This is a genomic window from Pseudomonas sp. Wu6, from assembly GCF_019891515.1.
GTDB lineage: Bacteria > Pseudomonadota > Gammaproteobacteria > Pseudomonadales > Pseudomonadaceae > Aquipseudomonas > Aquipseudomonas orientalis_A.
The window spans coordinates 1-24,706 of the sequence record NZ_JAFLXH010000027.1; the positions used below are offsets into that span (position 1 = coordinate 1).

Here is a 24,706-nt window from a genome sequence, read left to right on the forward strand (position 1 = left end):
CAGGATGTTGGATCAGATCGAGTACATATCCGTTTCTGCGGTCACGGCCACTTAGGGTTCCGCCCTGACGGCGGCTCACTTTTGAAAAGCGCAAAAGTAAGCAAAACGCTCATGCCCCACCACTCGGCACCTCGCCTAGGCTCGGTGGGCCAGCGTGGTTTAACGGGGCGCCTGAGATCAAGATCAAAAGCAGGTCAAGATCAAGAGCGGCTCGCTGCGCATCGTAGTTACGGTTGGGGGCTACAGAGTTGTGTAAATGCCTATGCCTATGCTGGGTGGGTTTGTGAGCCATTAGTTTTTACCCCAGTGGAGCCATCTGATGCCAGACAACTCGTCACGCCTCGTCTACCGCGCACCTGTTCCAGAAGACCTGGAACAGTTATTCGCCATCTTCGGCGATCCCCGGACCAACCTGTTCAATCCTGCCGGCCCTATGGCCGGTATCGAGGACGCCCGGCGTCTGCTGGGCCGATGGATCGAGCAGTGGTCCTGCGAGGGCTACGGCTGGTGGGCGATTGCGCGGCGCGAGAGCCCCGAGCAGATCATCGGTTTCGGCGGCATTGCACCGCTCGACTATCTGACCGTGCGGCGCATCAACCTCGGTTATCGATTTGCCGTGCAAGCCTGGGGGCAGGGCTATGCCACCGAGGTCGGACGCGATGCCCTGGCGCTGGCGTTCGATACACTGAGTGTGCCAGAAGTGTTCGGACTGGTAAGACCCGATCACGCGGCGTCTATCCGGGTTTTGAAAAAAATCGGCATGCAGCCATTCGGTCTGCTGGACGACGTGCCCGGCCAAGCCCCTAGTCTGGTAATGCGCATTTGTCATCCTACAACTGTAACTGCCTGAAGTTCTTTCAGCCCCGGTAGAGCCTGGCTGACAGCAATCTTTGAGATTGACACTGTCAGAGCGTACCGATATAAAAGTCATGGTTGTACGACGACATATGACGTTGCATATGTCCTGCCTAACAAAAATAAAAAAGTGATGCCATGAATCTGAACGAGCCCATCAGTGCCCATCGTGTTGGCCAGGCGGTCGGCAGCTATCGCTGGACGATCTGCGCGATGCTGTTTTTTGCCACGACCGTCAACTACCTCGACCGTCAGGTGCTCAGCCTGCTGGCGCCGCAGTTGTCGACGCAATTTGGCTGGAGCAATACCGATTACGCCAACATCGCGGCGGTGTTCCAGTTTGTCTACGCGATTTCCATGCTGTTCGCCGGGCGCTTTGTCGACAGGATCGGCACCAAGGCCGCTTACATCGTGGCGATCGTTATCTGGTCCACCGGCGCGATCATGCATGCGTTCTCGGTGCAGATGGGCGAGGGCATTGCGGCCGTCAGCACGGCCATCGGCCTGGCGGTGATTCCGGTGTCGATTGCCGGTTTCATGCTGTCACGCGCGGTGCTGGCGATTGGTGAGGCGGGCAACTTTCCCATCGCGATCAAGGCCACGGCCGAGTACTTCCCCAAGAAAGAACGCTCTTTTGCCACCGGCATCTTCAACTCGGGGGCCAACGTGGGCGCGATCCTGGCGCCGATCTGTGTGCCCTTGATAGCCGGCATGTGGGGTTGGGAAGCGGCTTTCATGGTCATCGGCATGCTGGGTTTTGTGTGGGTGGCGGTCTGGGCCACCGTGTACGAAAAACCGGAGCAGCAAAAGCGTCTGTCGGCCGCAGAATTGGCCTACATTCGCAGTGATCAGGCCGCACAACCCTTGGCGCCAACCCCTACGGGCCCTGCGGGCGCAACCGCAAAAAAAGTCTCATGGTTCAAGTTGCTGACCTATCGTCAGACTTGGGCCTTTGCCTTCGGCAAGTTCATGACCGACGGTGTGTGGTGGTTCTTCCTGTTCTGGCTGCCCACGTTCCTGTCGGCGCAGTACGGCATGAAGGGCGCCGATATCGTGATGCCCCTGGCCGTGCTGTACAGCATGACCATGGTCGGCAGTATCGGTGGCGGCTGGTTTCCCAGCTATTTCATGGCGCGGGGCGATGCGCCGTATGACGGCCGCATGAAAGCCATGCTGGTGATCGCGCTGTTCCCGCTGGTGGTGTTGCTGGCGCAACCGCTGGGCTACATCAGCTTCTGGGTTCCGGTCTTGCTGATCGGCGTGGGGGCCTCGGCGCACCAGGCGTGGTCGTGCAATATTTTCACCACGGTGTCGGACATGTTCCCGCAGAAGACCGTCGCGTCGGTGGTCGGTATCGGCGGCATGGCCGGCGGCCTGGGCGGCGTGGTGATGACCAAGATCGGCGGCTGGGTCTTTGACTACTACAAGTCCGTCAATGACATCCACACCGGCTACATGATCATGTTCGCAATCTGTGCCCTGGCGTACCTGGTGGCGTGGAGCGTGATGAAGGCGCTGGTGCCGCGCCACAAGGAAATCACTGATCTGTAGCGCTGCCTTGAAACGTAGCATCGGCCAGAATGATCCGAACTGACATCACGACACCGACCAGCACTGCGGCCAGCCCTGCGGTTTCCATGGGGGTCGGCCAACGCTGATGAAACCAGAGCCCGAGCAGCGTGGCGAACAAGGACTCAAGGGCAATCAATTGGCCGCTGAGTACCATGGGCAGGCGCCGCGTCGCCGCATTCCAGGCCCAGGCACCGACGACGGTGGACATCACGGCAATCACCAGGCTCCAGGCATACAGCGCCCATGCCTGGCTCCAGCCGGCGCCAAGGGTTGGCAACCGCAACAGGCCTGTCGCGTATGTCCACGGGAGGATGAACAGCGCTGCGGCACCGGCGCCCGTCAGCATCAGGGCGGTCCACAGGCCTGTCACGTGGGCAGGCAGGTGCGCCATCTGCTTCTGGTTGATCACGCTGAAGCCCAACCATAAGGCTACCGCGCCCAAGGAAAAAAACAGCCCGGCCAGCCAGGATTGGGGGCTTAGCGAGGCCTGGTGGAGGCTGCTGATATTGGTCAGCAACAGCCCCAGCGTGATACAGCTCAATGGCATCACCAATAGGCGCCAGCGCAGGGTCTTATGGCCGGCATTGCCGATCAGCGCCAGCAGCACCGGTACCATTCCAACAAAAGCCGGCGTCAACACCGGGCCGCCGAGTATCACGCCGGCAGCGATGCATACGCCATAACCCAGGCAGCCCCATGCGCCCAGCACTGCCGCGAGCAGGCATTGGCCGGGGCTCAGCGCAGGCAGTTGCGCGCGGCACAGGATTACCCCGGCTACGCCCAATCCGCCGGCCATCAGGAAGCGCACGCTCATCAGGTCGTAGACGCTGTACGCGCCCGTGACATAGGGCGCAATGAAATTCAGCGCCCAGCCGAGCGTGGCTATGATGGCGAATATCACGCCGGCGACTACAGAGGTGTGGGAAGTGCGCATCAGGCGGGTCCATGAAGTGATGGGGTCCATGGTGCCCAGCCACGCGGGTGTGCTACAAACGAGTTCTCGGTCCTGAATACATAACCTGAGATTATGAATCTACTTGGAAAAACCCTACCGCCTCTTGCCAGTCTGTTGCCGTTTGAAGCCGCAGCGCGCCTGGAGAGTTTTTCCCGGGCGGCCGATGAGTTGCACATCACCCAGGCCGCTGTCAGCCGGCAGATACGCGGGCTGGAAGATAATCTGGGGGTGAAGCTGTTTTATCGACGCAACCGTGCGGTGTTCCTGACTCGGGAGGGGCGTGAGTTGGGGCGGGTGGTCAGCCTTGCGTTGCAAAGCATCAGTGAGGGAGCGGCCAGCCTGAGGGCGTCCCCGCAGCGCAATCGGGTGGTGCTGCTGTGCCAGTTGTGCGAGGCGTTTTATTGGTTGATGCCGCGCCTGGCGACATTCCACCAGCAATATCCGCAGATTGAAATCCAGGTGGTGACGTGCACGCGGCCGATCACGCAGTTCAATGACCCTTTCGATGTCGCCCTGCAAAGTACCCGGCGCGCCAGTGGCGCCCATGCGCTGATGTTTACCGCCTGCGACGAGGTTTTCCCGGTGTGCAGTCCCGCTTACCTGTGCCCGGAACAACCGCTGGCGCTGCCTGAATTGGCGACCTGCACGTTTTTGCACCACAGCAGCGAACCTCCGCACCTGATGGAGTGGGATGAGTGGCTGAAGGCGTTCGGTCAGTCATTGGCCCGTGATGCGCGCGGCGTCACGTTCGACAGCTACCCGCTGATGTTGCAGGCCGCCGTGGAAGGGCACGGTATGGCCATGGGCTGGCGTCGTACCGCAAGCAGGTTGATTGAAAGTGGGGCATTGATCAGGCCCTGTGCCGAAAGCGTGTTTTTGCCAGAGGCTATTTCGGTGTACAGGCAGCAAGGGGCAGGTAATCGGGATGAGGTGGTGGCATTGCTGGCCTGGCTCGAGGCGCAGTTGCAGAGTGACGGCTGACAGGGGTGCGCGATGGCCCCTGTCAGTCAGTTAAGCGTACACCGTCCTCTGTAGGAGCGAGCTTGCTCGCGAAAAACTCACAGGCACCGCGTTCATCCAGAAAATACGCGTTATCGTCGACGTTCTTCGCGAGCAAGCTCGCTCCTACAAAGAGCCTTAAAGTCCCGGTTATTGATTGCGCGTAACACGCCACACCGTGTTGGCCAAATCATCGGCAATGATCAGCGCGCCTTTCGGATCGACTGTCACGCCCACCGGACGCCCACGGGTTTTGCCGTCGTCACCGCGAAAGCCGGTGGCGAAGTCGACAGGCTCGCCGGCCGGTTTGCCGTTGCTGAAGGGTACGAAAATCACTTTGTAGCCCACCGGATTGTCGCGGTTCCAACTGCCGTGTTCGCCAACGAATACGCCGTCGGCGAATTTTTCGCCCATGGCCGGGATGGAGAAATCCACGCCGAGCGCGGCGACGTGGGAACCCAGGCTGTAATCCGGTTTGATCGCCGAGGCGACCTTGGCCGGGTTCTGCGGTTGCGCACGCGGGTCCACATTCTGGCCCCAGTAGCTGTAGGGCCAGCCGTAGAAAGCGCCTTCGCGTACCGAACTGAGGTAGTCCGGAACCAGGTCCGGGCCCAATTCATCGCGTTCGTTGACCACGGTCCACAACTGCCCCGAGCCGGGCTGGATAGTCAGGGCCGTGGGGTTGCGCAGGCCGGTTGCGTAGGGCCTGTGCGCACCAGTGGCGGCGTCGATCTGCCAGACCATCGCCCGGTCGATTTCCACTTCCATGCCGCGCTCGGTGATGTTGCTGTTGGAGCCGATCCCGACGTAGAGCTGGCGTCCGTCCGCGCTCACGGCCAGGGATTTGGTCCAGTGATGATTGATTTGCGCCGGCAGGTCGGTGACTTTGGTCGGAGCGCCGCTGGCCTTGGTCTGGCCGTCGGCGTAGTCGAAGCGCACCAGCGCATCCTGGTTGGCCACGTACAGTTTGCCATCGGCGTACGCCAGGCCGTAGGGCGCATTGAGGTTATCGGCGAACACCGTCTTGAGTTCGTAGGTGCCGTCGCCGTCAGCGTCGCGCAACAGGGTGATGCGGTTGCCGCTCTTGACCTTGGTATTGCCCTCGGCCTTGATCAGGCTGGCGATCACGTCCTTGGGCTTGAGTTTGGCCGCGCTGCCGCCACGGCCTTCGGCGACGAGGATATCGCCGTTGGGCAGGACCAGGGTCTGGCGCGGGATGGCCAGGTCGGTGGCGATGGCGGTGATGCTGTAACCCTCTGGCACCTTGGGCTTCTGATCGCCCCAGGCGACCGGCTCGGCGATCTTCATGCTTGGCAGCAGGCTGCTTTGTTGCGCCGGCAGCTTGGGATCGGGGCCGTGGGCCTGGGTCTTGTCGCCTTCACCACCGCAGGCGGTCAGCAACAACGCTGCGCTTAACAGGGTCAATGTGCTGGTGGTTTTCATTGGGCAGCTCCCGAGCGCAGGTTAGTCAGGCCGATCCATGTCGCCAGCATCGCCAGCAGGGTGACGACTGCCGACAGCATCAGGCCGGTCGGCATCATGGCGTAGGCATCCTTGGCGTGCTGGAAGGCGTTGATCAGTCCCAACAGCCACGCGGCCAGCAGCAGCACGAAGTAAGCGGCAGGACGACCCGCCTTGCGTTCGGCGCGCAGCAGATTGACCAGGGCGAACAACAGGGCAAATCCACTGAACACCAACGCACCGGCGATCAGCCATGAGGCGAAGTTGGCCCATTGAATCTGGTAAGTCTGGCCATAGGCAATGTCACTGAGCAGGGCGCCCAGGAACAGCGGCACGCTGCCGGCGAGCAATGTCGCATGCAGCGGGCCTGGTGTGCAGCGATAGGTGGGGAGGGTGGTCATGGGCGATGCAGCTCCTTATCGTTCGACGGGCCTGGTGGCGATGGCTTTGCATAGGAAAGGAGCTTGCTGCGTGTGAGAAAGTTCACTGAGGGTTCGTGTCCGAATGTTTATCGAACCAGTCGGCGTAGGGTGTGTTCACCACGTTATAGCGGTTGAAATCCGGGCTGCCATCCGTCCACCACACCGGCCCGCGCTCACCGAGCGCGACCTTCGCGCGCTGTACCTGCTCGCGGGCCTGCTTCAACTGCTGTGTGTCGCCAGAGGCCTTGGCCGCCTTGACGGCACGCCGTGCATCCATCAACGCATCCACCCAGCGCTGGCGTGTGGGTTCATCCAGCGCCGGGTTGGTGCGCCGCCAGAGTCGGCCCTTGAGCACGAAATAGCGGCCATCCGGGGTGTCAATCATGGTGCCAGCGCAGCACCCGCAGCACGCCCCACATCATCGACATCACAATCGCCAGCCAACCGGCGAACAGGCTGAAGAGTGTCATTGCAAGGTTCATAACCACCTCCATAACGTCGTCGTTTCAATGTTGTCGTGCAATAGGTGACCCCGCTGCGCACGCAGGATTCAACCGGATTGACCGAATGAACCCTTGGCGGCCTGCATCGCCTAAGCCTCTATAATCTTCCCGATGGCATATCACCAGGCGCTCCCATGACCCACCCCCGCATCGGCTTTGCATGCCAATACAGGCATCCCGAACGACTCCCGTCCGCCAGCGCCCTGAAGGCAATCGAAGGCCCGTTCAACCCGCGTACCACCACCTTGCGCTGGATGGACGGCGTCGAACCGCAGGTGGCCCGCGATAAACTGGTCGAGGTGGTCACGCACAATCTCGCCGCCCAATTGCGTCTGCTGGCCTACGTCGCCGAACTGCCGCCGACCTTGCGCATGCTGCGCCTGAGCAGTGACCTGTTGCCGTTCTACAGCCACCCGAAAGTCGCCGCTGTGTATCAGGACCCTGCCATCGCGCGCCAGTTGCAGGACGGCTTTGCCGCCATCGGCGAGCTGGCGCGGGCCTCGGATATCCGTTTGTCGTTCCATCCCGGCCAGTACTGCGTGCTGGGCTCGGAAAACCCCGGTGTGGTGGAAAACAGCCTGGCCGAGTTCGAATACCACGCCGACATGATCCGCATGATGGGCTACGGCCGCCGCTTCCAGGACCTCAAATGCAACGTGCATATCGCCGGCCGGCTGGGCGTGGCGGGTACCCGCGCAGTCTGGTCGCGCCTGTCCGACGTGGCGCGCAACTGCATCACTTTCGAGAACGATGAAAAGACTTACGGCCTGGACCATTGCCTGCAAGTCGCCGACCTGGCGCCGGTGGTACTGGATATTCACCATTGCTGGATCAACGAGGACGAGTACATCGACCCGCACTCGCCCCGCGTCGCCAGGGTCATCGACAGCTGGCGCGGCGTGCGGCCGACCCTGCATTACTCCCAGCCCCAGGAAAGCCTGCAGGCCCTCGGGTTTGACGCCGAGCACAAACTGGAAATGTCCGCCTTGTTGAAGGTGGTTTCCAAGCGCGACCTCTACGGTCACAGCGCGCAAATGTGGAACCGCTGGACCAACGACTACGCGCTGCAGTTTCTGGATCGCTTCGACATCATGCTCGAAGCCAAGGACAAGAACGTCGCGGCCCTGGCGTTCCATGGGTATTGGCAGAGCCAATCGGCGTGAACCATGGCATGCTTCACGGCCTGACAAAAGGAACCGTCCCATGGCTACCCTGCACCTGCTCTGCGGCAAGATCGCGTCCGGCAAATCCACCCTTGCCGGACGTCTTGCCACCGATCACGCCGCTGTCCTGCTCAGCGAAGACCACTGGCTCGCGACGCTGTATCCCGGCCAGATCCAGACGATTGCCGATTACCTGACCTGTGCCCGGCAGATTCGCGGTGTGGTGGGGCCGCTGGTGATTGATCTGCTGGCGTCCGGCGTCAACGTGGTGCTGGATTTTCCGGCCAACACCCTGGCCAATCGCGAATGGCTGCTCGGCCTCGCCCAGGCCGCCAAGGCAGCGCATTGCCTGCATTACCTGGAACTGGATGACGCCGCCTGTCGTGCGCGGCTGCACGCACGCAACGCCCGCGGCGAGCATGATTTTGCCGCGACCGACGCCGAGTTCGACCTGATCACCCGCCACTTTTGTGTGCCGAGTGAGGAGGAGGGGTTGGTGATTGAGGTGCATCGGCCGTGAGCGCTGAATGTCCCATCGGTGTTGACGTCAAGGGCCACATTGTCACCGTCGACGCCGTCCCTGTGCAGCCCGAGTTCGAGCCTTTATTGAAGGATGTGTTGGCGACGCTTTCACAGCCCGCATTCGGCCTGGAGGGTATCTACCTGTACGGCAGTGTCGCCCGGGGTGATGCCAATGCCGAAGCGTCCGACCTCGATCTCACCCTGGTCCTGCGTGATCCTCCCCAGGCGGCGGTGCTTGAACAACTCGAACGGGCGCGGCTGGCACTGGAACAGCGGCATTCCTGTGTCAGCAAAATCGATTTCGACATCGGCCATCGCGCGCAGGTATTGGCGCCGGAAAACCACAATCGCTGGGGCTTCTGGATCAAGCACCATTGCCGATGTGTGTGGGGCGATGACCTCGGATTGCGGTTCGAGCCATTCCGGCCAAGCCGAGACATCGCCCTGGCGCTCAACGGTGATTTTGCGCAGGTGTTGTCCCGCTATCGCGCGTCTATCCTGCAGGCCGCAAACCCACCGCAGCGCCTGCGCTTGCAGCGCGAAGCCGCACGCAAGTTGATCCGCTCCACGCAAACGCTGCGTTCACCCGACGCACTGATGTGGCCGCAAACGCTGGAGGAACATGTGGCGATGTTCACCCAGCGTTATCCAGGCAGGGTTGCGCAAATCGCGTATTTTCTCTTTGAAGCCAGAAACCCGAGCGCCGAGTGCGCGGCATTTTTGCAGCGTCTTGACGCTTTTGTTGAGTGGATGGCGTCGCAGTCGGAATAAACCTATACCCGAGCGCAAGGCAGGCCGCCGATTGGTCGTCACACCGGCAGCAACCCCGCCTCCTGATAGCTCTCGACCAGTTCATCAAACAAACCGATATCCGCACGTGTGCGCGCAATCAATTGCGCGCCGGCGACAGCCGTGTAGATCGCGCGGGCGCGGCGCTGGCAGGTTTCTGTGTCGCCCAGTTCCAGCTCAATGAGGCGTGCGGCGAGCCACGCTACGTTGATATCGGCGAACGCGACGATTTCTTTTTTGACCGGCTCGGGCAAGTCCTGGTACTCGGCCGCCATAAAGCTGGACAGGCACAGCCGGTTGCCGTTTTCGAGTGAGGTCCGAAAAATGCTCGGATAGCGCCGCAGGCTGTCGCGCGGGTCAGGGGTTTCGCGGTGGATGGCTTCGAGCACGCCGGCGGTGTCTTCCCAATAGCGTTTGGCTACCGCCGCGCCAAGCTCGGCTTTGCTGGGGAAGTGGTAATAGATACTGGCGTTCTTGATCCCCACCGTTTCGCCGATGCTGCGAAAGTTGATGCCGCTGTAGCCGAAATGCTGCGCGGCGATTTTGGCGGCTTCCAGAATGGCTTCCCGGGCGTTCTCGCTCACGTATTGAGTCCTCGTGGGTTGGCGACAGGGGGGCGATTCTACGCGCAAATTATTTTACCTGCCAACTGACAGGTAGTGGTTGACAGCGACGGATAAAGCTCGCAATCTTTACCTACCACTTGACAGGTAGGCATATAAATCATGACTTTTCAGCAAACACAGTCCACGAGCGCCCAAGACCCCGTGCTTAAAATCTACGATTGGTATAACGGGCCTTATCCGGCGCGTGTTCGAATCGCCCTGGCCGAAAAAGGGCTGCTCGCACACACCGAATTCGTCTCTATTAATCTGTGGGAAGGCAAGCACAAGCAGCCGGCTTTCCTCGCTTTGAACTACTCCGGAACCTTGCCGGTACTGGCGTTGCAGGACGGGACTTTGATCGCTGAGTGCACAGCCATCACCCAATACCTCGACGTACTGGACGGCAACCCGCTGCTCACCGGCAGCACGCCCAAGGAGCAAGGCCTCATCCATATGATGACGCGGCGTGCGGAAATTGAAGTGATGGATGCGGTCAGCGTCTACTTTCACCACGCCACACCGGGGCTGGGGCCTGAGGTTGAGCTGTACCAGAACGCGGAATGGGGCGAGCGCATGCGTGACAAGGCGGTAAGGGGCATGCGCCACTTCGACGCCATCCTCAAGACCCGGCCGTTCGTGGCGGGCGAGGCGTTTTCGATGGCCGACATTGCCCTGCTGGGCGGCCTGATCTTCGCGTCGTTGGTCAAGCTGGCCGTGCCTGCGGAATGTGAAGCGCTGCATGCCTGGCACGCGACGATGAACGAGCGCGCCAGCGTCAAGGCCTGGCGAGCGATGGTGCAGGAGGGCGATCTGCAGAACTGAAACGGCGGACACGCCTGATACCAGGCAAGCGTCGTAGGACACAGGTGATTGCCCATCCGCACACGGAACCGCTACCCTCGGGTTTGACCTCCCCAGCCACCGACCGTAACAGTGAGTCACGGTCTGCACCGAATCAGGACGATGAACGACTACTCTCTGAAGCTTGCCAACTACTGGCGAAACTCGTTGGCCGACGCGGAAAACGGCAACGGTGCCTTGTCCCCCAGCCATGTCAAAACCTACGCGGTCATACCTTTGGCCGCCCTGGCCGCCGGTTGTCTGCCGGCTGAGCAGGTGGAACTCCTGTTCGCCGACGAACCGGCGCAACGGCTCCACGTGGATATCACGCTGCGCCCGTTTGTGTATGCCTCGCGCCAGGAACACCGCATGGCGCGCAGAGGGCTGCCGGCCTTTATCACACCGATCATTTGTCGAGTGTCGGTCACCCGCGACGGGCTGATCTATCCGACCGGTCCCACGCTGGTACCCCGCGACATCCTGGAACCGTTGGACCGCGACAATTTCACCATCGGCGCTCAACCTGACCTGGACAGGTTTTTAACCGCGCAAGACGCACCCCGATTCGAAGTGCCGGCCCCCGGCACAGAGGTGCAGCCGGACGAATATCGCGACAAATGGCTCACCTACCTGCGCTACTGCAAGACGATGTTCCAAACGGTGTGCAACGCCTGGAATGGCGCGGACGACGGTTTCGATCCGGCCAGCTATTGCTACGTGTTCAAGGAGCAGAAGGCGGACGGTTTCAGTCGCAATATCGTTGCGCTATACGATCACCTGCGCCTCGCCAAACCCGAGGCGCCTTTGTTCGAGCGCTTTGCACAACGCGAATCCACGCCCGATGAACCCTGCCTGCCGGCCAATGGCCTGTTCGCCGGACGAGGCGGGCATGCCGGTGACGAATACGCGCTGGCGCCGGCCCAACGCGACAGTCTCGCGCACCTGCTGGTGGGTAACACCGGGGATATCCTCGCGGTCAACGGGCCGCCGGGCACCGGCAAGACCACGCTGCTGTTGTCCGTGGTCGCGTCGCTCTGGGCCAGGGCCGCCGCCGAGGGCGGCGAGCCGCCGGTGATTGTCGCCAGTTCGACGAACAACCAGGCGGTCACCAACATCATCAAGGCGTTCGGTAAGGACTTCTCCGAAGGCACTGGCCCCTTTGCAGGGCGCTGGCTTCCCGATATCAGCAGCTTTGGCGCCTACTTTCCGACGGCCTCGGCGGAAGCGGAGATGGCCCGCACCTACCAGACCAAGAGCTTTTACCTGGCGCTGGAGACGCAGGCCTACGTCGATAAAGCGCAGCAGGCTTATCTGGAGCGCGCCGCCATCGCTTTTCCAGGACAGTCACAGCCCACGCTCAAGAGCACCGTAGACGCGCTTCAGGCCAGGGTTCGCCTGCGTTTGCAGCAGCTCAGTGATATCGAGCAGGGATGGGCCCGATTGCGGGTGGCGCGCGACGCCCTCAAGGCCGTGCTGGGCGATGATCCACAGGCGGCGGTCGCGGGTCTAGACGCTCAACTGCGGGCACATTCGGAGCGGCTGACCAATGCCAAGGCACGTCTGAAAGATTTCAGGCATTACCTGGCCCATGAGTCGCTGGTGTATACGCTGTTCGCTTGGTTCGGCCCGATTGCCGCCAAGCGCCTGCGCCTGGCCAAATTGCACGTCGATGAGGCTGACGTACAGTTGCAGGAGGCCACCGACGTGCATGACATCGAGCGCCGGTTGACGGCCGCAGTGGCGCATCAGGCACAAAGCCTGAAAACCCTCGAAACCCAGCGTGAGCGTGTGGAGCAACTGCTGCGCGGCGAACAGCGTGAACTGTTGAACTGGCAGGCGGTGATTGGCCGGTTACCCCAGGCGGCCGGCAAGCCCGCCGCCCAGGTGACCCTGGAAGACTGCGATCGCTGGGCGGACACCTCGTTGCGCTTCGAGACCTTCCTGTTGACCACGCATTACTGGGAAGGGCGGTGGCTGTTGGAAGTCATCGACGAGCTGCCGCTGATTCTCAAGAGCCGCAACAAAACCGGGCGCAAGACGTTGGAAAAAAACTGGCGCCGCTGGATGAAGCTCACGCCTTGCGTCGTCGCGACGTTCTACCGGCTGCCCGCAGAGCTGTCGTGCAAGCGCCATGACGGCAATGGTTATGTCGACGATTACGCGCTGAATTTCATCGACCTGCTGATCGTAGACGAAGCCGGCCAGGTGCTGCCCGAGGTGGCGGCGCCGTCGTTCGCCCTCGCGCGGCAAGCGCTGGTGATTGGCGACACGCAGCAGATCGAGCCCATCTGGTCGGTGCCGCCGGCGGTGGATATCGGTAATCTGCTCGCCACCGGCCTGCTGTCGCGCAGCCGCGTGGACGATGAGTACGAGGCCTTTTGTGACAGTGGACGCAGCGCCGCCAGTGGCAGCGTCATGGCGATTGCACAGTCCACCAGCCGCTATCACTACGACCGCGACCTGGCGCGCGGCCTTTACCTGTACGAACACCGCCGGTGTTATGACTCGATCATCGATTACTGCAACGCGCTCTGCTACAAGGGCAAGCTGCAACCACGGCGCGGCGCCAAACCCGACGGCGGGCTGCCGGGGCTGGGGTACCTGCATATCGACGGGATCTGTCAGCAAAAGCAGGGCGGCAGCCGCCATAACCTGCTGGAAGCCCAGACCATCGCCGCCTGGATCAAGGCCCATGAACAGCCACTCACTGAGCGCTACGGCAAGGAACTCTGGGAAATCCTCGGGGTGATTACCCCATTTGGTGCCCAGACCCAGGCCATTACTGACGCGTGCAGCGCGCTGGGTATTCGTACCGGCAAAGGCGACGGCGAACTCACAGTGGGCACCGTGCACTCCTTCCAGGGCGCCGAACGGCCAGTGGTGATTTTTTCCGCTGTGTACTCCAAGCATGCCGACGGGCCTTTTATCGACCGCCGCGCCAGCATGTTGAACGTGGCCGTTTCCCGCGCCAAAGACAGTTTCCTGGTGTTCGGCGACATGGACCTGTTCAGCCAGATACCCGCCAGCAAACCCCGTGGACGTCTGGCGCAGTACCTGCTGAACAGCCCGGAAAATGAGCTCACGTTCGACTTCCAACCCCGGGCGGATTTGCTCACGGTGCGCACCGGCTTGAGCCACCTGCATGAGTTTGCCGAGCATGATCGGTTCCTGTTGCGAACCCTGGAAACTGCGCGTCAGCAGGTGCAGATTGTCACGCCGTGGGTCAAGTTGCGCGGGATGCGCGAAAGCGGTGCCTTGGACGCGATGGGCGACACCGTGCAGCGAGGCGTGCCGGTGACGGTCTACACTGACCTGCGCTTCAACACCGAAGGTAAACCGGCCAAGGCCGCTTACTTTCAGGATGCAATCGCAGCGCTGAAAAACCATGCCGTGCAGGTGCACGTGGTCAACAAGGTACACAGCAAGCTGGTAATGGCCGATGAGGAACTGCTGTGTGTCGGCTCATTCAACTGGCTGAGCGCTGCACGCTCGGGCGATTTTGTGCACCATGAAACGTCCATGGTCTACCACGGGCCGGACGTCAGCAGCGAGCTGGCGATCAACCGCAAGAGCCTGGCGCAACGCCTGAGCTCAAGCCAGCCCTAGTCCCGCGCAACGCTATGCCAGCGGCCACAGGCTGTTGGCATAGCGCTACCGATCAGCAGCCCAAGCGCAAAACCCTGCGACTTCCCGGCGAAAATCTTCATAATGGCGGCCATTTTGTTTAGCCCGTTATTCTGGTGTGCCCGCATGGAAATTAAGGTCAACTTTCTCGACAACCTTCGGCTTGAAGCCAAGTTCGATGATTTCACGGTGATTGCCGACCAGCCGATTCGCTACAAGGGCGACGGTTCGGCGCCGGGGCCATTCGATTACTTCCTGGCTTCGTCGGCGTTGTGCGCGGCGTACTTCGTGAAGCTGTACTGCGCCACGCGCAATATCCCCACGGACAATATTCGCCTGTCGCAGAACAACATCGTCGACCCGGAAAACCGCTACAACCAGATCTTCAAGATCCAGGTCGAGCTGCCGGCGGACATTTCCGACAAGGACCGTCAAGGCATCCTGCGTTCCATCGACCGTTGCACCGTGAAAAAAGTAGTGCAGGCCGGGCCTGAGTTTGTGATCGAGCAAGTGGACAACCTCGACGCCGACGCCCAGGCGCTTTTGATGCCCAACTCGACGTCGGAGGCGGGCACCTACATCGCCGGCAAGGACCTGCCGCTGGAGCAGACCATCGCCAATATGTCGGCGATCCTGGCGGGCCTGGGCATGAAGATCGAGATCGCCTCGTGGCGCAACATCGTGCCCAACGTCTGGTCGCTGCATGTGCGCGATGCCCACTCGCCGATGTGTTTTACCAACGGCAAGGGCGCGACGAAGGAGGGCGCGCTGGCGTCGGCACTGGGCGAGTTTATCGAGCGGCTCAACTGCAACTTCTTCTACAACGATCAGTTCTGGGGCGAAGAGCTGGCCAATGCACCGTTCGTGCATTACCCGGATGAGCGCTGGTTCCAGCCGGGCCCGAACGACGAACTGCCGAGTGAGATCCTCGACGCCTACTGCCGCAAGGTCTACGACCGCGAAGGCGAGCTGCGCGGTTCGCACTTGTTCGACACCAACTCGGGTAACGAAGCGCGGGGCATTGTCTCGCTGCCGTTTGTGCGTCAGTCCGATGGCGAGGTGGTGTATTTCCCCTCCAACCTGATCGAAAACCTCTACCTGAGCAACGGCATGAGCGCCGGCAACACCTTGGCCGAAGCCCAGGTGCAGTGCCTGTCGGAGATTTTCGAGCGGGCGGTGAAGCGCGAAATCATCGAAGGCGAATTTGCCCTGCCGGACGTACCCGCCGACGTGTTGGCCAAATACCCTGGCATCCTCGCCGGTATCGAAGGCCTGGAGGCCCAGGGCTTCCCGGTGCTGGTCAAGGATGCGTCCCTGGGCGGTGAATTCCCGGTGATGTGCGTGACCCTGATGAACCCGCGCACCGGCGGTGTATTCGCCTCGTTCGGCGCGCACCCAAGCTTTGAAGTGGCGCTGGAGCGCAGCCTCACCGAACTGCTGCAAGGCCGCAGCTTCGAAGGCCTGAACGACTTGCCGCAGCCGACCTTCGAAGGCCAGGCGGTCACCGAGCCGAACAACTTCGTCGAGCACTTTATCGACTCCAGCGGTGTGGTGTCGTGGCGCTTCTTCAGCGCCCGGTCGGACTACGAATTCGTCGAATGGGACTTCTCCGGCCACGGCGAAGACTCCAATGTCCAGGAAGCCGCGACGCTGTTCGGTATCCTGGAAGGCATGGGCAAAGAGTCGTACATGGCGGTCTACCAACACCTGGGCGCCACCGCCTGCCGCATCCTGGTGCCGGATTATTCGGAAATCTACCCGGTGGACGACCTGATCTGGGACAACACCAACAAGGCGCTGTTTTTCCGCGAAGACATCCTCAACCTGCACCGCCTTGATGAGGACGCGTTGCAGGCCTTGGTCGAGCGCCTGATCGAAAGCGAGCTGGACGACTACACCGATATCACCACCCTGATCGGCATCGAGTTCGACGACAACACCGCGTGGGGCCAACTGACCATCCTGGAATTGAAACTGCTGATCTTCCTGGCGTTGAAGCAGTATGAAGAGGCCAAGGAATGCGTGGAAATGTTCCTGCAGTACAACGACAACACCGTCGAGCGTGGGCTGTTCTACCAGGCGATGAATGCGGTGCTGGAAATGGAACTGGACGACGACCTGGAACTGGCCGACTACGAAGCCAACTTCCGGCGCATGTTCGGCAATGAGCGCATGGATGCAGTAATCGGCTCGGTCGAGGGCAGTGTGCGCTTCTACGGGCTGACACCGACCAGCACGAAGCTGGAAGGGCTGGACCGGCATTTGCGCCTGATCGACAGCTACAAGAAGCTGCACAGCGCGCGGGCCAACATCACCCAGGCCTGATTAGCACAACCAATGTGGGAGGGGGCTTGCCCCCGATAGCGGTGGGTCAGTGGCCAATAAGCTGGCTGATACACCGCCATCAGGGGCAAGCCCCCTCCCACAGTTTGATTGGTGTTTGAGGTTAGATGTGTGCCAGGGCCTGGGCCAGATCTGCGCGCAAATCCTCTACATCTTCAACCCCCACCGACAAGCGCACCAACCCATCCCCAATCCCCAACTGCGCCCGCGTTGCCGCCGGGATGCTCGCGTGGGTCATGATCGCCGGGTGTTCGATCAGGCTTTCCACGCCACCCAGGCTCTCGGCCAGGGCGAAGATTTTTACGTTTTCCAGAAAGCGTGTGGCGCCCGCCAGGTCGCTGTTCAGGTCCACCGAAATCATCCCGCCAAACCCGCGCATCTGCCGTTTGGCCAACTCGTGCTGCGGGTGGGATTCAAGGCCTGGGTAGTACACCCGCGCCACCTGCGGCTGCTGTTCCAGCCAGGTCGCCAGTTCCAGCGCGTTGCTGCAATGGCGCTCCATGCGCAGGGCCAGGGTTTTCACGCCGCGCAGGGTCAGGAATGCATCGAAGGGCCCGGCGATGGCGCCCACCGAATTTTGCAGAAAGCCCAGGCGTTCGGCCAATTCCGGGTTGTCGCCAACAACGGCGATGCCGCCGATCACATCCGAGTGGCCGTTCAGGTACTTGGTGGTGGAGTGCATGACTATATCGCACCCCAGCTCCAGTGGGCGCTGGATCCACGGGCTGGCGAAGGTGTTGTCGGCCACACACAGAATGCCGCGCGCACGGCACACGCGGGCAATGGCGCTGAGGTCGGTGAGGCTGAGCAGCGGGTTGCTCGGCGTTTCGACCCAGACCATGCGCGTGTCGTCTTGCAGCGCCGCTTCGAAGGCCGACACGTCACTCAAGTCTACGTAGCTGAACCTGTGCCCGGCACTGCGCTGGCGCACCTTGTCGAACAGGCGGAAGGTGCCTCCATACAGGTCATTGCCGGAAACGATATGCGCACCGGCATCGAGCAACTCCAGCACCGTGGAAATCGCCGCCAGCCCGGAGGCAAACGCGAAGGCCTGAGTGCCGCCTTCAAGGTCGGCCACGCAACGCTCCAGCGCAAAGCGCGTGGGGTTGTGGGAGCGCCCGTAGTCAAAGCCTTTGTGCACGCCAGGGCTGTCTTGCAGGTAGGTGGAGTTGGCATAGATCGGCGGCATCAGCGCGCCCGTGGTCGGGTCGGGGGACTGTCCGGCATGGATCACACGGGTGGCAAACGCGCTTTTATCGGACTGGCTCATGCAAGGGATCTCCGTAAATGGTTGAGCAGGTCGACGCGGGTGATCAGGCCATGGAAGCCCGAGGCGTCGGCAATGATTGCGACCAGGCCGCGATCCAGTTCCGCCTGCAGTTCGGCCAGGCTGGCGCCGGGGGCCAGGGTGTGCGGGGTGCGGGTCATGGCGCTGGCCACGCTCATGGAAAAGTGCGTGGCGTCCTGATGCAGGCCCAGCAGCAGGTCGGATTCATCGATAACGCCCGCCAGTTGCTTGCCGTCGATCAATACCGGCAGTTGCGAGACATCCGCCAGGCGCATGCGCTGGAAGGCGGTGAGCAGGGTGTCGTCGGGGCTGACGCTGATCACCCGGCCATCTTCGAAACGGCGGGCGATCAGGTCGCGCAGGTCGCCGTAGTGCTTGTACTGCAACAGCCCGGCGTCGTTCATCCATTGGTCGTTGTAGACCTTGGACAGGTAGCGCGTGCCGGTGTCGCACACGAACGTCACCACGCGCTTGGGCTCGGTTTGCTCGCGGCAATAGCGCAGCGCGGCGGCGAGCAGGGTACCGGTGGAAGAGCCGCCAAGAATGCCTTCGGCCTTGAGCAGTTGGCGGGCATGGTCGAAGCTTTCTTCATCGCTGATGGAGTAGGCGTGGCGCACGCTGGACAGGTCGGCAATCGACGGAATGAAATCCTCACCGATGCCTTCCACGGCCCAGGAACCAGGAGTTTCAAGCCGACCGCTGCGGCTGTACTCGGCCATCACCGAACCCACCGGGTCGGCGAGCACCATGGCCAGTTCGGGCTGCACGCGCTTGAAGAAACGTGTCAGGCCGGTGAGGGTGCCGGCCGAGCCGACGCCCACCACAATCGCATCGACATCATGCTGGGTCTGCGCCCAGATCTCCGGTGCGGTGCTGGTTTCATGGGCCAGCGGGTTGGCGGGGTTGTTGAACTGGTCGGCAAAGAACGAGCCCGGAATATCCTTGGCCAGGCGCGCGGCCACGTCCTGGTAATACTCGGGATGCCCCTTGCCCACATCGGAGCGGGTGATATGCACCTCGGCGCCCATGGCCTTGAGGTGCAGCACTTTTTCCGTGGACATTTTGTCCGGCACCACCAGCACCACCCGATAGCCCTTGGCCCGACCGACCAGCGCCAGGCCCAGGCCGGTGTTGCCGGCGGTGGCTTCGATAATGGTGCCGCCAGGGAGCAGGCGGCCGTCGCGCTCGGCGGCGTCGATCATGGCCAGGCCGATACGGTCCTTGATGGAACCACCGGGGTTTTGCGATTCAAGCTTGAGAAACAGCGTACAGGGGCCGGTGTCGAAGCGGCTGACCTTGACCAGCGGCGTGTTACCAATCAGTTCAAGTACGGCGGGGCGGGAGAGGGTAGGCATGTCGTCACCTGGGTTGCGGGATGGGCACAGGGCGGGGCACAGCAAATCACAGCATGGCTTGAAACATAGGCCGCTATCGCCAGGCCCGCAACCGGGCGGTCCGATGCATGACTTTTTTTGGCGCATGGGCGATGGGGCAGCGCAAAATCGCGATTGCGATGCAGATCAACTGTGGGAGCGCACGAGCTTTAGCGAGGCCGCGATGGCGGCGGCACTGCTGGCATTTAGGTTACCTGACCCACCGCCATCGCGGCCTCGCTAAAGCTCGAGCGCTCCCACAAAAATCAGCGCCTGGCAATGGCCGCTTCGATGGCGGCAATGTCAATCCTGGTCATGGTCATCATCGCCTCGAACGCATGCTTGGCGACGCCCGGGTCTTTACTGGTGACCGCATCGACCAGTACCCGCGGCGAGATCTGCCACGACAACCCCCACTTGTCCTTGCACCAACCACAGGCGCTTGCCTGCCCACCGTTGTCGATGATGGCATGCCACAACCGGTCAGTTTCCTCCTGGTCATCCGTCGACACCTGAAAGGAAAACGCTTCACTGTGCTTGAATATCGGGCCGCCATTGAGGCCTACGCAGGGGGTCCCCAGAACCGTGAAATCCACCGTCAGAACATCGCCCTGTTTGCCGGCTGGGTAGTCGCCGGGTGCAAGGTGCACCGCCTTCACCTCGCTATTCGGAAACGTTTGGGCGTAGAAGTTTGCCGCCTCCAACGCATCGCCGTTGTACCAGAGGCAGACGGTATTTTTGTTGTTCATTGCAGACTCCCGGGTTGATAGGCGTGTGAAGTCTAGACCATGGTCCCGCCTTGTCGGCGCGCGTTCCCTTCACAACTGCTCAGCGATCGCGGCCTTGTCAATCACCGACCAGACGCGAGCGAATTTCCCGTCGACGCATTCATAGAACACGTTCTCGTCGAACACCACCGTCTTGCCATTGATCGGCAGCCCGAAAAATTCACCCCTGGGGCTGACCCGAAAGTTCAGCCGACTGGCGACCGTCGGCGGGTCGGCAACCAGCAACTGAATGCGGAACACCAGGTCGGGAATTTCCCGGAAGTCCCGCTCCAGCATCGCCCGGTACCCCTCCAGGCCGACCGGGCTTGCGTTGTAGGTGACATCGGAGTGGACAAAATCACCCAGGTGCTGCCAATCCTGGCGATTCAGACAATCGATATAGCGTTTGTAGAAGCTGGCGAGTGGGTCGCGGGTCATGGGCTACTCTCTTCGGTTAAACGCGCTCATCCACTATCGTCGGCAAATGGACGCCTGCGCAAGTGCCTGAACCCTTACGCCGCGAACGCCAGCCCAACCCCAGCACCATCAGCAAACCCAGCCCTGCCATCAACGCACCGGCCAGGGAAATGGCCGGATAGCCGAGCCCGGCGTTGATCACCGCGCCGCCCACTGCCGCGCCAATCGCGTTGCCGAAATTGAAGGCACCGATGTTCATCGCCGAGGCCAGGTTGGGTGCAGCTTTAGCCGCTTCCATCACGCGCATCTGCAACGGCGGCACCAGGGCAAAGCTGGCGGCGCCCCACAGCAGGATCGACAGTGCGGCAGGCAGCGGCCATTGCATCAGCACCGAGAAAGCCAGCAGCACGGCGATCAGCACCACCAGCGATGTGATGAGCGTGCGGTCCACCGAGCGGTCCGCAGACTTGCCGCCCCACACGTTGCCCAGGGTCAGCCCGATACCGAACAGCACGAGCATGCCAGTGACGAAGTTAGTCGATGCGTGGGTGACATCCCGCAAAATCGGCGCGATGTAAGTGAATACCGTAAACATTGCACTGGAGCCCACCACCGTCAGCGCCAATGCGGCCAGCACCGGCCCGCGACCCAGCACACGAATCTCCGCCATCAGGCTGCCGCCTTTCGGCGCGGGCGCATTCGGCAATGCCCACCATAGCGCCGCCATCACCACCGCACCCAGCCCGCTGATGCCCCAGAATGCCGTGCGCCAGCCAAAGTTCTCACCAAACCAGGTCGCCAGCGGCACGCCCCCGATGGTGGCCAGGGTCAGCCCCAGAAACATCGCCGCGACCGCACCCGCGCGTTTTTCCGGCGCTACCACACTCGCCGCCACGATCGCGCCAATGCCGAAGAACGCCCCGTGGTTCAACGACGTCACTAGCCTCGCGATCATCAAGGTCTGGTAATTGGTCGCCAGCGCCGACAGCAAATTACCCAGGGTGAAAATCGCCATCAGCCCGATCAGCAGATAGCGGCGCGGAACCCTGGCCGTCGCCAGCGTCATGATTGGCGCGCCAATCAACACGCCCATGGCGTAGGCACTCACCAACAGCCCGGCGGCGGGAATGGAAACGCCAAGATCGGCGGCAATACCGGGCAACATGCCCATGGGTGCAAACTCTGTGACCCCGATGCCAAAGGCACCGACGGACAACGCTACAAGGGGTGGATTGATACGCATGGGTGACTCCTCATCTGTGTGCCGAATGCTACAATCCAGGCTTTTAAAGCAGTAGCCCTCGATGGGGAACTACACCTTTGCGCAGGAGGCAAAAATGGACATGGGCGGCCGCTCCGGCGAGATGGAAGTGTTCACCCTGGTCGCCGAACACGGCAGCCTGTCCGGCGCGGCGCGCGCCCTGGGACTGACGCCTTCGTCCATCAGCCGCATCATCACCCGCACCGAACAGCGCATCGGCACCCGGCTACTGCTGCGCACCACCCGCGCCATCACCTTCACCGCCGAAGGCGAAGCCTACCTGCGCGGCGCCCGGCGCATCCTCGCGGACATGGCCGAAGTCGAAGACGCCATCACCGACCAGGGCGCCCCACGCGGGCGCCTGCGAGTCAGCGCAGCACTGGCCCATGGCCGCATGACCATCGTCCCACTGATCGCCGCCTTCAGCGCCCGCTATCCCGCCATCGTGGTCGACCTGATGCTCGGCGATGAAGTGGTGGACATCCTCGGCGGCCAGGCAGACGTCGCCATCCGCTTCGGCCCACTCCCCGACAGCCCCTTGACCGCCCGACACATCGACTCCACCGGCCAAGTCATCGTCGCCTCCCCGGACTACCTGGCCCGGCACGGCACCCCGGTGACGCCGCATGATCTACTTGAGCACAACTGCCTGCGCTTCAACTTTCGCCGGGCGGCTCCCGACTGGCCGTTTCGCATGGACGGGCGGGAATTTTCTTTAAAGGTGACGGGAACGATTGAGGGGAACAGCGGCGAGGCCTTGGCGCAATTGGCGAAGCTGGGAGCGGGGGTTGTGCGGGTAGGGGCATTCAGCGTGGCGCAGGATCTTGAACGCGGGGACCTGGTACCGTTGCTGGAGGCTTATAACCCGGGGGATGTGGAGCCGATTCATGCGGTGTTTGTGGGAGGCACGGCGATGCCGGCGCGGGTGAGGGCGTTTGTGGATTTTTTAGTGGAGCGGCATGGGGGTTGACGATATCCCTGGCTGTATCGCTTGGCCGATAGTTGGTATATGTCGGTTAAGCCCGAGGGCTACGGTGATCATTCGTGACGCCAGGGCCGGCGAAGAACTGCGCAGTGAAAGTCCATATCACTGCCGTTGAACCATAAAAAAGGGATTTCCATGAGAACGTTTCTGATCGCAGGCCTGGCCTTAGCCATGAGCGGCTGCGGCAATATTTCCAACATCCGTGCTTACTCCACGGCCTATGTTGAACCCGCCTCGGGTGATACCGCGCGCTTGCGCATCATCACCAATGGCATGGCGCGTGGCGTACCGGGCCGCGACTGCATCGACTGGCGCGTTCCCGGCGCCGGGGTGATGGCCGTGTCCGAATCCGGCTTTGCCGATCAAAATAATGGTCGCAGCCTGGGCATGCCCGAGAGCAACCGCCGAGTGGAAGGGCAAGCCCTGGCGCGTACTGAACTGAAAGTGCCGGCGGGTAAACCTTTCGCGATGAACTTCCAGAGTGAAGGCTACGCCTCCGGCGGCTATTCCTATAGTTGCCGGCAAAGCTTTCGTTTCACCCCGCAGGTGGGTGAGGACTATGAGCTGATCCTGTTGGAGAGCGGCCAGTGCCTGGTCGCGTTGCAACGCTTGAATGCAACGGGGAAACCGGAAAACGAGACGGTTGAGAAGGCAGGGCTCTGTAGAGCGATGGATGTTTTTTAGTTCAGTACGCCCGTACTCATTACAGTAACGGGCGGCTTCTGGCCAGCTGAGGGGCTTTGGGGCGTTGGTTGCTTTGAACTGGTCAGACCGTCGAAAGAGCAATCGCTTTTTCCAAGACCGCTTGTAACATCTGGTCCGGTGATTGTTCCTTGTTAAAGAAGCTCGGGGAGAATTTATCAGAGTTATTTTCAGTCGATTGCCTGAGCAGGGCGAGCGGCCCCGATTGTCCTAACTGCTCTTGGTAAAGACTTTTTATACTGTCCCTAAAGCCATCAGGGTATGCCGCTTTCTCGACCGCTGGAAGATCATCGAAATAGTCCATGATGCCTTTGAAGATTTCACTGTTGTCACCGCCGTTTGTTATATTGGCGTACAACTTGGAAAAATAGGTTTCATCTTGCTTACTAAGCTCCCCATAAGCGGCATATCGTTCTGCATCCGTATAGGTTCCTGAATCATCATAAACAATATTGCTTAGCCCGTTTCGGGCCATACCTTCAAATGGGTTTGGAAGTTTTTCGGGGGGGCGCTTAGAAAGCCCAATTGCGTAATCCAGTGACTGCTGACCTAACGCCAAACGGGCAGGGTCGTCTGTTTTGGGAAGTAGATCCTCATTATTAAGATTCCCGCCAGCAATCCGCTGCCCGAAATTGTACACATCGCTCTGAGCTTTTGCATATTGTCCTTTTAAATCCCTATTGGACATAGAGGCTTGTTTGTTATCAGCGTTACTTAATGCGTAAAGTGCCCGTGCAGAATCGGAGATTGTGATGGTTTCCGTCGTCTTGGGGGTGGCATCCCCTGAAGGTAAATTTACAGGGTTGGACGAAGGCGGCTTCTCTTGTGTAGACACTTTTGCCTGTGTGCTTGCTTGATACGATTTAATCGACATATCCATGGTGATACTCCATAAACCGTATCCACCACACTGGTCAGGGCAAATGTGGTCGTTGCAGACGGCAGAATCGTACTTGGGGAGGGGCTACACTCCCTGAAAAGTAATCGAAAGTGTAGGCGGCTGGACCGGTCGTAGAGTTCTTTACCTTGACGGTGACGATTATGCCTGCCTGGGCAGATGCAATCATAGAGGCGAATAGAGTTGCTGCCCCGAACAGTTTAGCGAATCTCATAAATATCCCTTTAATTTGAGAATCACTATGACTCTTGTCCTTGCGCGTCGTCTTGTATAGAAAAAACAGCAAGACTCAACCTTTATAGCGGCAGGCAACCAGAATTCTTTAAGCCAAGGGTTACTGTTTTTGACATGTCGGATGAATA

Annotated in this window: 22 protein-coding genes; 11 read left to right on the forward strand and 11 right to left on the reverse strand. The window is 61.0% G+C overall.

Annotated features, from left to right (window positions below; genetic code table 11):
• Window positions 1–319: 319 nt before the first annotated feature.
• Together J1G34_RS18430 and J1G34_RS18435 are read left to right on the forward strand one after the other, a co-directional pair.
• Window positions 320–850: a GNAT family N-acetyltransferase gene (locus J1G34_RS18430; RefSeq protein WP_065893195.1), complete on the forward strand. Its 531-nt coding sequence runs from the start codon at window positions 320–322 to the stop codon at window positions 848–850.
• A gap of 143 nt (window positions 851–993) precedes the next feature.
• On the forward strand, window positions 994–2,406 hold the full coding sequence (locus J1G34_RS18435) for an MFS transporter (RefSeq protein ID WP_065893196.1): 1,413 nt from the start codon (window positions 994–996) through the stop codon (window positions 2,404–2,406).
• Here the strand turns inward: J1G34_RS18435 and J1G34_RS18440 are convergent.
• Window positions 2,393–3,361 carry a DMT family transporter gene (locus J1G34_RS18440; protein WP_065893198.1) on the reverse strand — a complete coding sequence of 323 codons (969 nt, stop codon included), beginning with the start codon at window positions 3,359–3,361 and terminating at the stop codon, window positions 2,393–2,395. The genes J1G34_RS18435 and J1G34_RS18440 overlap by 14 nt on opposite strands.
• Before the next feature lie 93 nt (window positions 3,362–3,454).
• Here J1G34_RS18440 and J1G34_RS18445 point away from each other — a divergent pair, with 93 nt between their 5' ends.
• The gene (locus J1G34_RS18445; protein WP_065893199.1) at window positions 3,455–4,363 is read left to right on the forward strand and encodes a LysR substrate-binding domain-containing protein; all 909 of its coding nucleotides are present in this window, start codon (window positions 3,455–3,457) and stop codon (window positions 4,361–4,363) included.
• Window positions 4,364–4,531: 168 nt separating this feature from the next.
• Here the strand turns inward: J1G34_RS18445 and J1G34_RS18450 are convergent, their stop codons facing one another.
• The 3 genes from J1G34_RS18450 to J1G34_RS18460 all read right to left on the reverse strand — a co-directional run bounded on the left by J1G34_RS18450 (window position 4,532) and on the right by J1G34_RS18460 (window position 6,649).
• Window positions 4,532–5,824, reverse strand: coding sequence for a PQQ-dependent sugar dehydrogenase (locus J1G34_RS18450; RefSeq protein ID WP_065936773.1), 1,293 nt, complete (start codon window positions 5,822–5,824; stop codon window positions 4,532–4,534).
• Window positions 5,821–6,243, reverse strand: a complete 423-nt coding sequence (locus tag J1G34_RS18455; protein ID WP_065896821.1) for a DUF2231 domain-containing protein — start codon at window positions 6,241–6,243, stop codon at window positions 5,821–5,823. Before J1G34_RS18455 ends, J1G34_RS18450 begins: the two co-directional genes overlap by 4 nt.
• An 82-nt stretch (window positions 6,244–6,325) precedes the next feature.
• Complete coding sequence (locus J1G34_RS18460; RefSeq protein WP_065893205.1) at window positions 6,326–6,649, reverse strand: hypothetical protein; 324 nt, start codon at window positions 6,647–6,649, stop codon at window positions 6,326–6,328.
• A gap of 252 nt (window positions 6,650–6,901) precedes the next feature.
• Between J1G34_RS18460 and J1G34_RS18465 the strand changes: the two genes are divergently transcribed.
• From J1G34_RS18465 to J1G34_RS18475, 3 genes are read left to right on the forward strand one after another with little or no spacing between them, the layout of a single operon-like run.
• Window positions 6,902–7,930 (forward strand): apurinic/apyrimidinic endonuclease family protein, encoded by a 1,029-nt coding sequence (locus J1G34_RS18465; protein ID WP_065936774.1) that lies wholly within the window; start codon window positions 6,902–6,904, stop codon window positions 7,928–7,930.
• 40 nt (window positions 7,931–7,970) lie between these two features.
• Window positions 7,971–8,450, forward strand: coding sequence for an AAA family ATPase (locus J1G34_RS18470; RefSeq protein ID WP_065896823.1), 480 nt, complete (start codon window positions 7,971–7,973; stop codon window positions 8,448–8,450).
• Entirely contained in the window at window positions 8,447–9,223 is a 777-nt protein-coding gene (locus J1G34_RS18475) for a nucleotidyltransferase domain-containing protein (protein ID WP_222994449.1), read from the forward strand. Before J1G34_RS18470 ends, J1G34_RS18475 begins: the two co-directional genes overlap by 4 nt.
• 38 nt (window positions 9,224–9,261) lie before the next feature.
• On the opposite strand, the gene J1G34_RS18480 is transcribed toward J1G34_RS18475, so the two are convergent.
• A complete protein-coding gene (locus tag J1G34_RS18480; protein WP_065893213.1) occupies window positions 9,262–9,825 on the reverse strand; it encodes a TetR/AcrR family transcriptional regulator in 564 nt (187 codons plus the stop codon).
• A 141-nt stretch (window positions 9,826–9,966) separates the two neighbouring features.
• Between J1G34_RS18480 and J1G34_RS18485 the strand changes: the two genes are divergently transcribed.
• The 3 genes from J1G34_RS18485 to J1G34_RS18495 all read left to right on the forward strand — a co-directional run bounded on the left by J1G34_RS18485 (window position 9,967) and on the right by J1G34_RS18495 (window position 16,635).
• Entirely contained in the window at window positions 9,967–10,668 is a 702-nt protein-coding gene (locus J1G34_RS18485) for a glutathione S-transferase (RefSeq protein WP_222994450.1), read from the forward strand.
• Window positions 10,669–10,809: 141 nt separating this feature from the next.
• The gene (locus J1G34_RS18490) at window positions 10,810–14,292 is read left to right on the forward strand and encodes an AAA domain-containing protein (RefSeq protein ID WP_222994451.1); all 3,483 of its coding nucleotides are present in this window, start codon (window positions 10,810–10,812) and stop codon (window positions 14,290–14,292) included.
• 144 nt (window positions 14,293–14,436) lie between these two features.
• Window positions 14,437–16,635 carry an OsmC domain/YcaO domain-containing protein gene (locus J1G34_RS18495; protein WP_222994452.1) on the forward strand — a complete coding sequence of 733 codons (2,199 nt, stop codon included), beginning with the start codon at window positions 14,437–14,439 and terminating at the stop codon, window positions 16,633–16,635.
• A gap of 121 nt (window positions 16,636–16,756) precedes the next feature.
• Here J1G34_RS18495 and J1G34_RS18500 read toward each other — a convergent pair whose 3' ends face one another.
• From J1G34_RS18500 to J1G34_RS18520, 5 genes are all read right to left on the reverse strand, one after another.
• Window positions 16,757–17,923 (reverse strand): cystathionine gamma-synthase, encoded by a 1,167-nt coding sequence (locus J1G34_RS18500; protein WP_222994453.1) that lies wholly within the window; start codon window positions 17,921–17,923, stop codon window positions 16,757–16,759.
• A complete protein-coding gene (locus J1G34_RS18505; RefSeq protein WP_065896831.1) occupies window positions 17,920–19,296 on the reverse strand; it encodes a pyridoxal-phosphate dependent enzyme in 1,377 nt (458 codons plus the stop codon). Before J1G34_RS18505 ends, J1G34_RS18500 begins: the two co-directional genes overlap by 4 nt.
• 284 nt (window positions 19,297–19,580) lie before the next feature.
• Window positions 19,581–20,063 carry a VOC family protein gene (locus J1G34_RS18510; RefSeq protein WP_222994454.1) on the reverse strand — a complete coding sequence of 161 codons (483 nt, stop codon included), beginning with the start codon at window positions 20,061–20,063 and terminating at the stop codon, window positions 19,581–19,583.
• Window positions 20,064–20,132: 69 nt separating this feature from the next.
• A complete protein-coding gene (locus tag J1G34_RS18515; protein ID WP_065896833.1) occupies window positions 20,133–20,519 on the reverse strand; it encodes an ester cyclase in 387 nt (128 codons plus the stop codon).
• 16 nt (window positions 20,520–20,535) lie between these two features.
• Entirely contained in the window at window positions 20,536–21,741 is a 1,206-nt protein-coding gene (locus J1G34_RS18520; RefSeq protein WP_065936782.1) for an MFS transporter, read from the reverse strand.
• A gap of 94 nt (window positions 21,742–21,835) precedes the next feature.
• On the opposite strand from J1G34_RS18520, the gene J1G34_RS18525 reads away from it, so the two are divergent.
• A complete protein-coding gene (locus tag J1G34_RS18525; protein ID WP_222994455.1) occupies window positions 21,836–22,729 on the forward strand; it encodes a LysR family transcriptional regulator in 894 nt (297 codons plus the stop codon).
• 150 nt (window positions 22,730–22,879) lie between these two features.
• Window positions 22,880–23,428, forward strand: coding sequence for a hypothetical protein (locus J1G34_RS18530; protein WP_065893226.1), 549 nt, complete (start codon window positions 22,880–22,882; stop codon window positions 23,426–23,428).
• Window positions 23,429–23,510: 82 nt separating this feature from the next.
• Here J1G34_RS18530 and J1G34_RS18535 read toward each other — a convergent pair whose 3' ends face one another.
• Window positions 23,511–24,326 (reverse strand): hypothetical protein, encoded by an 816-nt coding sequence (locus tag J1G34_RS18535; protein ID WP_222994456.1) that lies wholly within the window; start codon window positions 24,324–24,326, stop codon window positions 23,511–23,513.
• Window positions 24,327–24,706 lie beyond the last annotated feature (380 nt).